The organism is Providencia sp. PROV189 (genome assembly GCF_028480065.1).
GTDB classification, from domain to species: domain Bacteria; phylum Pseudomonadota; class Gammaproteobacteria; order Enterobacterales; family Enterobacteriaceae; genus Providencia; species Providencia stuartii.
The window spans coordinates 33,628-43,719 of record NZ_JAMPOG010000042.1 but is presented as its reverse complement, the minus strand read 5'-3'; the positions used below and the strand labels follow the sequence as shown (position 1 = coordinate 43,719).

Sequence of the window (10,092 nt, the reverse complement as noted above, 5' to 3'; positions counted from 1 at the left end):
CGCCTCTTGGCGTTGGCGTTCTGCTTCATCTTCCGCCGCTTTGATTGCGGCTAGCTCGGCTTGGCGCTGACGCTCTGCCTCTTCCTCTGCCTTTTTAATAGCAGCTTGGTCTGCTTGATACTGACGCTCTGCGGCTTCTTCAGCCGCTTTAATTGCAGCCTGCTCCTCTGCTTTTTTCTCTTGATACTGACGTTCAGCTTCTTCTGCCATTTTTGTAGCATCAATGTCTTGTTTTTGCAGCTCTATCTCTTTGTCTGCATCTATCTTTTTTTGTTGTTCTGCTTCTTGCTGTTGAGCCTCTTTCTCGTCTTTACGACCAAAACCCAACCATGAGAAAAAACCTTTTTTCTTGTCTTTAGCCATCAGCCACTACACTCCTCGCGGTAAAAACATGGCGCTTCATAATTAAATCGCAATAAAATTACATGCAGTCTATCATTTCATCGCGCCGCAACACATATCTGAAAGAAAAATCATGACAATTTAATCTGATTTTTTAAGTTAAAACTGTGAAAATGGCGCGTTACAATAAGACAACGCATTTTATAAAGCTCAACAAAACTGAGTAGCAATGGATATTATGGCAAAAAAACCACAAAGCGCCTCTTTAGGTCAGATACGCATTATCGGTGGCAAATGGCGCGGGCGAAAGCTCCCTGTTCGTGATAGTGAGGGCTTACGTCCCACTACAGATAGAATCAAAGAAACTTTATTTAACTGGTTAATGCCTATCATACGTGAAGCTCGTTGCCTTGACTGCTTTGCTGGTAGTGGTTCATTAGGATTTGAAGCACTATCACGCTTTGCCGATAGTGTGACGTTTATTGAATTGGATAAACAAAACGCCCAGTTACTAACAGAAAATAAAGCGCGCCTGCAATCTGATAATGCTAACATTATCAACGGTAACAGCCTTGAAATACTGGGTCAAAATGGTACACCTTTTGATGTTGTATTTATTGATCCTCCTTTTCGTAAAGGACTCTTAAGCGACACTATCCAGTTGTTAGAAAAAAACCAATGGCTGGCAGATGAAAGCTGGATATATGTTGAGTCAGAGGCGGAGTCACCACTTACTGACATCCCCACTAATTGGCAACTGCATCGTGAGAAAATTGCGGGGCAAGTGGCTTATCGTTTATTTATTCGCCATTCAATTGAGGAAAACAGCCATGCTAGTTAATGCAGGTCGAGTGCTAATGATTTGCGTTTGGGGGTTTATGATATTTAATCTAATCCAGCCTTTTCCTAAGCCATTTAAATATTTTATGGATATTGCCATGATATTTATGATTGTTATGCATGCACTGCAAACTGTCCTCCTGAAAGCAACACTCGCTAAAGGAGAAAAATTATCCGGCTGGTTACAGACCCGAATTTTTTTCTTCGGTGTCTTTGAAATGTTAGCAATGCAAAAAAAGCAAAAACAAGCGCTTGAGAATAATAAGAAAGAATAATTAGGTTATTCGTCAGGCTCAAAACTTAAGAACCGGGTTCCTTGCATACGGAGCGTTCCTTGGCGACCCTGTTCAATAGCTTGATATTGAGATTCACTGACGATCACTTTAATCACAGCCGTATTATTTAGTGGTTTAAAATAGACCTCATAACGAAAGGTTTCAGGTGAAACCACATCCCGTTCACGGGAACGCATATTGGGATAAGGGTAATCTTTTTTACTATCAACAACCACCGAATAACTGACTGGCACAGCATTATCATTGATCTCATTTTGCTTGCGTTGGTCAAAAAAGCGTTTTGTTGCCAAGACAGCAATAATCGCCAATACGATAATAAGTAAGATAGGTTTATTCATAAAGTTAACATTGTGCTTAAAGTGTTCATCAGTATAGTTTATCTTAATCATACAGAAGGAACACCACCCTAGTTGCTTCATTCATTGAATTTATAAGGATGTGTTTATGATTAGTTGGCCATTCCTTGCAGTACTTTTTTCTGGTTGGCTGTATGTTGATGCAGCATATCGTGGCCCTGAGTGGCAACGTTGGTTATTTCGTCCCGTCACACTGATACTGTTATTGCTCTGGGGCTGGAATGCAGATTTTCTCACCACACAAGGATATTTGATCCTTGCTGCATTGGCAGTTTCATTACTCGCCGATATGATGAGAATGTTTTCAAGTGAGCGCTTACTTGCATCTGTAACCTTGCTGTTTGTAAGTTATCTTCTTTATACCATCAGTTTTGGTATGCAGTTAGATTTCAGCCTATATCTCCCTTGGCTCCCAATACCTCTGATTATTGCAGCTATCACTTTAGGTGTAATTTGGACAAAACTCAAAGAGTTACAGGCAATGATCTTTGCATTATTAATCATGAGTATGATTATGGCTTGGGTAGCCGGTGACCAATTCTTTGGCCTAGGTCGCGATTACAACTTCTCAATCATGGTCGGGGCATTTTTGCTGTTTATTTCTAACTGTATTTGGCTAATTGCTCGTTTCCGCTTTCCTTTTAAAGCGTCGAAAGCCATTGTCGCGGCCCTCTATTTCCTCGGACAATTCTTCATTATCCGCGCGGTCTATTTATAACTTTCTTCACTGCCAATTGATAAAATTCTCAAATAGCATTTTTTATCAATTGGCATCCCCTAATCTATTTGACTCTGGAGTAGACTCCAAAGTATAGACTTATCAATATTGATTAAGGTCATTGTTTGATAAGGGGGCGCATATGCACTCACACAACCATAAAGAAGCACATCAACATAATAGCGCTTGCTGTTCGAGCAGCAGCTGCTCTTCAACTGCGGTTCAAAACAGTAAAAATGTAAGTAATGACTCACATACTCACGAACACGATACTGTCGAGAAACATCCTGACGATGATGAGGAGGCTCATCAGCACCAGAGCTGCTGTTCAACCTCTCATCAAGCACATGATCATCAAGAACATGAGCATAGCCATCAGCATACGGCATGTTGTAGTTCTTCAAGTGAGCTGCAAAATGATGTTGCACCTGCACAAGCCGCAGGGCAACGTTTCAATTGGATAATTCGCGGTATGGATTGTCCTAGCTGCGCTCAAAAAATCGAAAATGCGGTAAAACAAATCACTGAGGTAAAACAGGCTAAAGTCCTATTTGCCACAGAAAAACTCGTTGTTGATGCCGATAAAGATATTAGTTCCGCTGTCCGCGCAACCGTAGAAGCGGCTGGCTATGAGCTATTAGATGTTGGTATCAATAGCGCTGCTGCTATTACACCTCCGCCTAGCCTATTGAGCGAGTCGAAGCCTGTGATCATCTTAGCAATCTTAATGGCTATTAGCTGGGGGGTGGAGCGCATTAACCCTCAAATTGGTCTCATTGCTTTTACACTAACGACTTTATTTGGCCTTTATCCCATTGCGCGTAAATCATTACGTTTGCTCCGTACTGGTACACCTTTTGCGATCGAGACCCTGATGACTGTCGCCGCTATAGGTGCCATCTTTATTCAGGCAACAGAAGAAGCCGCGATGGTTATCTTACTATTTATGTTGGGGGAAATGCTGGAGTCTTACTCTGCTGGTCGAGCACGACGCGGTGTCAGTGCTCTTATGGCACTTGTACCAGAAGAAGCTTTATTAATTAAAAATGGTCAGAAAACCACAGTTCCAGTCTCACAGCTACGTCCAGGTGATATCATTGAAATTGCACCCGGTGGTCGCTTACCAACTGACGCGGAATTGATCTCCGGCTTCGCCAGCTTTGATGAAAGCTCACTCACGGGTGAATCTGTTCCCGTCGAACGTAATGTTGGCGAAAAAGTAGCGGCAGGCTGCTTATCTGTCGATCGCACAGTACAGATGAAAGTGGTTTCAGAGCAAGGGCAAAACGCGATTGACCGTATTTTGCAATTGATTGAGGAAGCTGAAGAACGTCGAGCACCAATTGAACGTTTTATCGACCGCTTTAGTCGTATCTATACTCCACTGATCATGCTATTTTCAGCATTAGTCGTGGTGATCCCTCCCGTATTCTTTGGCGCACCATGGGAAACGTGGATCTACAGAGGCTTAACCTTGCTGCTGATTGGTTGTCCATGTGCTTTAGTGATTTCTACACCTGCGGCAATCACCTCTGCGTTAGCAGCCGCCACACGTCGTGGTGCATTAATTAAAGGCGGTGCAGCGCTCGAACAGTTAGGTTCAATCACCACTATTGCACTAGATAAAACAGGAACGTTGACGGAAGGTAAACCTCATGTTACTGATTTGGTTCCTGTCGACGGTATAACTGAAAATGAACTAGTACAAATCACTGCATCTGTTGAGGCAGGCTCTCATCATCCTTTAGCAAAAGCCGTTATAAATAAGGCAGAAGCCTTATCAATTAACGTCGTTGAAGCCGAAAATCGTAAGGCTCTCGCAGGGAAAGGGGTTGAAGGTTATCTTAATGGTAAACATGTGTTAGTGAGCGCCCCAAGCCGTTTGGATAGCCCACTTGATGGGATTTGGCAAAATCGAGTTGAATCACTAGAGGCGGAAGGCAAAACAGTCGTTATCACACTGGAAAATAACCGAATCATCGGCTTAATCGCACTGCAAGATACATTACGAAGCGATGCGATAGATGCCATGAGTATGTTAAGGGCTTTGAATGTTAATGCGGTGATGCTAACAGGCGACAATCCTCGCGCAGCCGCAGCTATAGCTGGTCAACTAGGTATGGAATACCGTGCAGGTTTACTGCCTGAAGATAAAGTCACTGCTGTGATGGAATTAAACCGTAACCATAGCACTATGATGGTCGGCGATGGTATTAACGATGCCCCAGCCATGAAAGCATCAAGTATTGGTGTAGCAATGGGTAGCGGAACGGATGTTGCTTTGGAAACTGCCGATGCTGCCTTGACTCATAACCGTTTAACTGGATTACCTGAAGTGATTGCTTTATCACAGTCCACTCGTAAGATTATTCGTGAAAATATCACAATAGCCTTAGGGTTAAAGGCAATCTTCCTAGTTACCAGCCTACTGGGAATAACAGGGCTTTGGGTCGCTGTTCTTGCTGACTCAGGAGCAACAGCTTTAGTGACAGCAAATGCGGTACGTTTACTAAAAGTAAAACTACCACAAATTAAAAAATAATATTTATTGTATTATTAAAGAAGCGCCATAACGGCGCTTCTTTGTTATAAATAGAACGTTTAATCATTATTATCTAGTAAACTATCATTTCTTACATTTTAATTTTTATTAAATAGCAATAAAGACTTTAAATACAACAAGTAATGAGATGTCGCTTATAAAAAATAAATTATTTTTTCACGCTAAATTAGGAGTAACTTTTTTCTATTTTATCTCTATATTCGCTAATATCTTCGTAACATAAGGACATTGATGAAGGTAGCGAGTATGATACAAAAAGCCCCTACAACACCACATGATGCCGCTTTTAAAGGTTTTTTAACCCAAATAGATAATGCTCGCGATTTTTTCGACATTCATTTGCCAGAACATATTCGGTCTTTATGTGACTTTAATACATTAGCACTTACTAACTCTTCTTTTATCGATAAAAAACTGCGCTCTCGATTATCTGATGTTCTTTATACTGTACAAACAGAAGTTGGTGATGGCTATCTTTACCTCCTTATTGAACATCAATCAACACCTGATAAATTAATGAGTTGGCGCTTAATGCATTATTCATTTTTGGCAATGAATCAACACCTTCAGCAAGGCCATAAAAGTTTACCACTCGTAGTACCTATTTTATTTTACCATGGAGATAGCTCCCCCTATCCCTATTTGAAAACATGGACTCACTGTTTTTCTTGGCCCGAACTCGCTGATAAACTGTACTTTAATCCATTTCCATTAGTGGATATCACTGTTATTGATGACAATGAGTTAGTTAATCATCGAAAGATTGCAGTAATGGAACTTGCATTGAAGCATAAAAATCTACGTGACGAATATCAGCAAGTGGCTAGTCTGCTCGCCCAAGCATTAAATAGGCACTATAATAGTGAGCAAGATACCAGCATTATTATTAATTATCTGCTCACTACGTTAGATTCATCTCAGTATTTTGAACAAATAATTCAACAGTTAATTGAACAAATCGAAAACCATCAAGGTGTTGCTATGAATATCGCTCAACGTTTAAAAGATAAAGCCAAACTAGAAGGTAAGATTGAAGGTAAGATAGAAGGTAAGATAGAAGGCAAGATAGAAGGCATGCAAAAAGCCAGGCATGAAAATGCACTTTCACTCCTAAAAAATGGTGCAAGCTTCGAACTTGTGATGAAGAGCCTAAATTTTAGCTATGAGGAGTTACAACTTATCATTCAAGAGGATAAGGGCACTTACCAGTAATAATGCCATATTCGTGCGATAGCCTTTAAGCTCACCGCACGCAAGCAGCCTATTTAACTAAAAAAGGCTTACAGGCCTTCCGTTTTTTTACGTAACAAATAACGGTATGGGGTTTGTTCCGTTTCAACTGCCAGCAATTCATGCTCCATAAAACGGCAAAAACCGGGGATATCACGTGTAGTTGCAGGATCATCTGCAATGATGAGTAAAGTATCGCCAGCATTCATTCCTCGAACAGTTTTACGAACTAGCATAACTGGCTCAGGGCAACGCAAACCAAGTGTATTAAGAGTTTTAGTGGCATTTAAAAATAAATCAGACATAACTACGCTTCTAAAAAATAAAAGATGCTCTAATTATATAATAAAATTATCCTCTCTGACGTAACAGTTTTGCTTTTGTTGCGCAACAAGCGTATTATGCGCACTTCCCAATGTCGGGAAAGTTTTTTTATGGGTTCCCTCACCCCATTGCTACTTAAAAAGGTACAATATGTTTTCATTCACAGCACAGCAAAAAGCCAGTGCATTAATTTGGCTGTCTTTATTTCATATTTTAATTATTACCTCTAGTAACTACCTTGTACAGTTGCCGATTAATATTTTCGGTTTTCACACCACATGGGGAGCGTTTACCTTTCCATTTATTTTCTTAGCAACTGATCTTACTGTACGTATTTATGGTGCACCACTTGCACGTCGGATCATCACTGCGGTCATGTTGCCTGCTCTACTCATTTCCTATGTTATATCAGCTCTATTTTTTCAAGGTGAATGGCAAGGAGTAGCAGCATTAAATACATTTAACTTATTTGTGGCTCGAATTGCCGCTGCTAGCTTTATGGCTTATGTTCTTGGGCAAATAATGGACGTCAGTGTGTTCAACCGATTACGTCAAAATAAACGTTGGTACGTTGCCCCCGCCTGCGCCATGTTCTTCGGTAATTTAATTGATACCATTGCCTTTTTCTTTATTGCATTTTATCAAAGCAGTGATCCTTTTATGGCTGCGAATTGGGTAGAGATTGCCTTAGTTGACTATACCTTTAAGCTATTTATTTGTATGCTATTTTTCTTACCTGCTTATGGTGTTTTACTCAATTTTATTTTGAAGACATTTTTTGCCAAAACTGCCGAGCAAAAACTCGCCAATCAACATTAGTGCAACTGCGAAGGGGAAATAGTACTCCCCTTCGCTCACCTCTGAAAAATTACCGATCTAACTCTCATTTTATTGGTTTTATTCATCAATAATCTCACAGCCGTGATAGTCTGGTTGCACAATCGAAACGATCCGCGCCAATTCCGTTTTAATTCAACCAAAAAAGAACACAAGCGAACAGAAATAACCATCACTCTCTATCTTTTGGAGTTTATAAGATGAAAAAACTGATTAACCGTGTTGAAGATATTATAAGTGAAGTCAATCAAGGGCTTATTGCTGCTCATCCTGAATTACGTTTGAATGTTGACCCAACCTACCTCGTTCATAGTAATACACCTATCAAAGGCAAAGTTGGCCTACTTTCCGGTGGGGGTAGCGGTCATGAGCCGATGCATAGCGGATATATTGGTCAAGGAATGTTAGATGGGGCATGCCCAGGAGAGATGTTTACATCCCCGACACCAGACCAAATGATGGAATGTGCAATGGCCATCGATAGCGGCGAAGGTGTATTAATGATCATAAAAAACTACACTGGTGACGTCCTAAATTTTGAAACGGCCGCTGAACTCTTACACGATGCAGGGATCAAAATCGCTACCGTATTAGTTGATGATGATGTTGCAGTAAAAGATAGTTTATACACAGCAGGACGCCGAGGTGTCGCTAATACCGTTTTGATGGAAAAAATACTCGGCGCGGCAGCGACCAAAGGATATTCTCTTGAGCAATTAGTGGAACTAGGCCACAAGATCAATAATCATGGTTATAGTTTAGGTGTTGCCTTACAAGCCTGTACCGTACCCGCGGCAGGAAAACGCTCATTTGAACTTCCAGATAACGAAATGGAATTTGGCGTGGGGATCCACGGAGAGCCCGGCATTGAACGGCGCAAATTTACTAATTTAGACGATACTGTCGATCAAATGTTTGAAACTTTGCTCGAAAACGGTCACTACGAACGCATAATCCGCCAATGGGATCGTGAAAATGGCTGCTGGCAAGAGCATAAACACACTAAACACCCTCTGAAAAAAGGCGATCGCGTAATTGCATTAGTTAATAACCTTGGCGCCACACCATTATCTGAGTTGTACGCTGTGTACCACCGACTACAAACTTGTTGTCACGATTTTGGTTTGACTATTGAACGTAGCCTTGTCGGCTCCTATTGCACCGCACTTGATATGCAAGGCATCTCAATTACGCTATTAAAAGTGGATGATGAAGACTTAATGTTATGGGATGAACCAGTCAATACCCCGGCTTTACGTTGGAAGTGTTGATAACACAAAACTTCTACTCCCAATAACCAATAAATTAAGCAGTAAAAATGGAGCCAAAACATCATGAACTTAACACAACAGCAAATTTATCATTGGTTGATACAGTGTTCACAAACTTTTGCTGATGAACAAGATCGGCTTACCGAGCTAGACACCGCTATTGGTGATGGCGACCATGGACTCAACATGCATCGTGGTTTTCAGAAAGTAGCCGAAAAATTACCTTCTGTTGAAGACAAAGATATTGCTACCTTACTGAAAACCACCGGAATGACACTCTTATCTAGTGTCGGTGGCGCAAGTGGTCCACTCTTCGGCACATTTTTTATTAAAGCTTCGCAAAGTGCTGCGGGTAAAGAAAATTTAAGCATTGCTGATTTAGCTGAGCTGTTCAAAGAAGGAACGGAAGGTGTTGTATCACGAGGCAAAGCCGAACCTAATGATAAAACCATGTGCGATGTTTGGTGGCCTGTTTGTGAATCACTTGAAAAAGCGACTTCACAAACCTTAAATGAAGCAATAAGTGCGGCTGTAGAAGCAGCAAAACAAGGTGTGGCATCAACAATCCCTATGCAAGCACGAAAAGGCCGAGCCAGTTATTTAGGTGAACGCAGTATAGGCCATGCAGATCCTGGTGGAACATCAGTGTTGCTACTGCTGGAAACTTTACAGAAATCACTTTAACTCTCCATCACGCTGGTGTTGTTTATTCACCACCAGCGTGATGTTTTATCGATTTAATTCATAACAAATATCATCATACACAAAACCATTAATCTCATAGTTTGCAGTAATCACTTTTTGTATAGAAAATCCGTTTTTAACCAACACTTTTTCAGAAGCAATATTACCTTCGGTCACTACTGCTATAAATGTGCGAATTTGTGCATAATCAGGGGATGATAACAGCATTTTCAGAGCCGACGTCGCAATGCCCTTACCTGAAAAAGTAGGGTCAATCAAATAACCAATTTCACCAACTCGCTGTTGATTTACTAATGATAAACAAAAGCCAATCAATCCCATAGGCCGGTGAGTTTCAATATCTTCAATCACTAAACATAGCCAATGTTCAGAATGTAAATTCCATTCGATTAATCGACTTTCAAACGCGGCAAGAATTTCTTTTTCCGTTTTTGGGTTAGAAATAAAACGTAAAACATCGAGGTTCGTATACAGTTGAAAAAAGAAGTCCTTATCTTCTCGCGTCAATTTTCTAAGTCTAAAGGAGGGATCCGTGCCTAACATGTCAAACCTATCATTATGCATTAAATCATAAGGTTACTACGACATGATAGAATATGGCAGTACTATT

At 40.8% G+C, this 10,092-nt stretch carries 11 protein-coding genes and 1 pseudogene; 8 read left to right on the top strand and 4 right to left on the bottom strand.

Annotation, left to right across the window (positions count from 1 at the left end; all coding sequences use genetic code 11):
• Nucleotides 1-363, bottom strand: a pseudogene (locus PR833_RS17995) (signal recognition particle-docking protein FtsY); the annotation flags it as partial.
• A gap of 217 nt (nt 364-580) precedes the next feature.
• On the opposite strand from PR833_RS17995, the gene rsmD reads away from it, so the two are divergent.
• Together rsmD and PR833_RS17985 are read left to right on the top strand one after the other, a co-directional pair.
• On the top strand, nt 581-1,183 hold the full coding sequence (rsmD, locus tag PR833_RS17990) for a 16S rRNA (guanine(966)-N(2))-methyltransferase (RefSeq protein ID WP_169342330.1): 603 nt from the start codon (nt 581-583) through the stop codon (nt 1,181-1,183).
• Nucleotides 1,173-1,457 (top strand): DUF1145 family protein, encoded by a 285-nt coding sequence (locus PR833_RS17985; protein WP_004925735.1) that lies wholly within the window; start codon nt 1,173-1,175, stop codon nt 1,455-1,457. Before rsmD ends, PR833_RS17985 begins: the two co-directional genes overlap by 11 nt.
• A 5-nt stretch (nt 1,458-1,462) precedes the next feature.
• Here the strand turns inward: PR833_RS17985 and PR833_RS17980 are convergent, their stop codons facing one another.
• Nucleotides 1,463-1,867 (bottom strand): DUF2500 family protein, encoded by a 405-nt coding sequence (locus tag PR833_RS17980; RefSeq protein WP_004925740.1) that lies wholly within the window; start codon nt 1,865-1,867, stop codon nt 1,463-1,465.
• Nucleotides 1,868-1,922: 55 nt separating this feature from the next.
• Here PR833_RS17980 and PR833_RS17975 point away from each other — a divergent pair, with 55 nt between their 5' ends.
• From PR833_RS17975 to PR833_RS17965, 3 genes are all read left to right on the top strand, one after another.
• On the top strand, nt 1,923-2,552 hold the full coding sequence (locus tag PR833_RS17975; RefSeq protein ID WP_004925743.1) for a lysoplasmalogenase: 630 nt from the start codon (nt 1,923-1,925) through the stop codon (nt 2,550-2,552).
• A 142-nt stretch (nt 2,553-2,694) separates the two neighbouring features.
• Nucleotides 2,695-5,094, top strand: a complete 2,400-nt coding sequence (locus PR833_RS17970; protein ID WP_272526393.1) for a zinc/cadmium/mercury/lead-transporting ATPase — start codon at nt 2,695-2,697, stop codon at nt 5,092-5,094.
• A gap of 267 nt (nt 5,095-5,361) precedes the next feature.
• Nucleotides 5,362-6,327: an Rpn family recombination-promoting nuclease/putative transposase gene (locus PR833_RS17965; RefSeq protein WP_272526392.1), complete on the top strand. Its 966-nt coding sequence runs from the start codon at nt 5,362-5,364 to the stop codon at nt 6,325-6,327.
• A 68-nt stretch (nt 6,328-6,395) separates the two neighbouring features.
• Here the strand turns inward: PR833_RS17965 and tusA are convergent, their stop codons facing one another.
• Nucleotides 6,396-6,650, bottom strand: coding sequence for a sulfurtransferase TusA (tusA, locus tag PR833_RS17960; RefSeq protein ID WP_141173453.1), 255 nt, complete (start codon nt 6,648-6,650; stop codon nt 6,396-6,398).
• A 169-nt stretch (nt 6,651-6,819) separates the two neighbouring features.
• Here tusA and PR833_RS17955 point away from each other — a divergent pair, with 169 nt between their 5' ends.
• The 3 genes from PR833_RS17955 (at nt 6,820) to dhaL (ending at nt 9,461) form a co-directional block, all read left to right on the top strand.
• Nucleotides 6,820-7,488, top strand: coding sequence for a 7-cyano-7-deazaguanine/7-aminomethyl-7-deazaguanine transporter (locus PR833_RS17955; protein WP_004925758.1), 669 nt, complete (start codon nt 6,820-6,822; stop codon nt 7,486-7,488).
• Between the two features lie 218 nt (nt 7,489-7,706).
• Nucleotides 7,707-8,777: a dihydroxyacetone kinase subunit DhaK gene (gene dhaK, locus PR833_RS17950; protein WP_004925762.1), complete on the top strand. Its 1,071-nt coding sequence runs from the start codon at nt 7,707-7,709 to the stop codon at nt 8,775-8,777.
• Nucleotides 8,778-8,840: 63 nt separating this feature from the next.
• Nucleotides 8,841-9,461, top strand: a complete 621-nt coding sequence (gene dhaL / locus PR833_RS17945) for a dihydroxyacetone kinase subunit DhaL (protein WP_272526391.1) — start codon at nt 8,841-8,843, stop codon at nt 9,459-9,461.
• A 45-nt stretch (nt 9,462-9,506) separates the two neighbouring features.
• On the opposite strand, the gene PR833_RS17940 is transcribed toward dhaL, so the two are convergent.
• Nucleotides 9,507-10,025 carry a GNAT family N-acetyltransferase gene (locus PR833_RS17940; RefSeq protein ID WP_163767733.1) on the bottom strand — a complete coding sequence of 173 codons (519 nt, stop codon included), beginning with the start codon at nt 10,023-10,025 and terminating at the stop codon, nt 9,507-9,509.
• Nucleotides 10,026-10,092 lie beyond the last annotated feature (67 nt).

Excerpts from the sequence above, each read along its gene's own strand:
- rsmD (WP_169342330.1), top strand. The coding sequence starts at position 581 with ATGGCAAAAAAACCACAAAGCGCCTCTTTAGGTCAGATACGCATTATC.
- PR833_RS17985 (WP_004925735.1), top strand. The coding sequence starts at position 1,173 with ATGCTAGTTAATGCAGGTCGAGTGCTAATGATTTGCGTTTGGGGGTTT.
- PR833_RS17980 (WP_004925740.1), bottom strand. The coding sequence starts at position 1,867 with ATGATTAAGATAAACTATACTGATGAACACTTTAAGCACAATGTTAAC.
- PR833_RS17975 (WP_004925743.1), top strand. The coding sequence starts at position 1,923 with ATGATTAGTTGGCCATTCCTTGCAGTACTTTTTTCTGGTTGGCTGTAT.
- PR833_RS17970 (WP_272526393.1), top strand. The coding sequence starts at position 2,695 with ATGCACTCACACAACCATAAAGAAGCACATCAACATAATAGCGCTTGC.
- PR833_RS17965 (WP_272526392.1), top strand. The coding sequence starts at position 5,362 with ATGATACAAAAAGCCCCTACAACACCACATGATGCCGCTTTTAAAGGT.
- tusA (WP_141173453.1), bottom strand. The coding sequence starts at position 6,650 with ATGTCTGATTTATTTTTAAATGCCACTAAAACTCTTAATACACTTGGT.
- PR833_RS17955 (WP_004925758.1), top strand. The coding sequence starts at position 6,820 with ATGTTTTCATTCACAGCACAGCAAAAAGCCAGTGCATTAATTTGGCTG.
- dhaK (WP_004925762.1), top strand. The coding sequence starts at position 7,707 with ATGAAAAAACTGATTAACCGTGTTGAAGATATTATAAGTGAAGTCAAT.
- dhaL (WP_272526391.1), top strand. The coding sequence starts at position 8,841 with ATGAACTTAACACAACAGCAAATTTATCATTGGTTGATACAGTGTTCA.
- PR833_RS17940 (WP_163767733.1), bottom strand. The coding sequence starts at position 10,025 with ATGTTAGGCACGGATCCCTCCTTTAGACTTAGAAAATTGACGCGAGAA.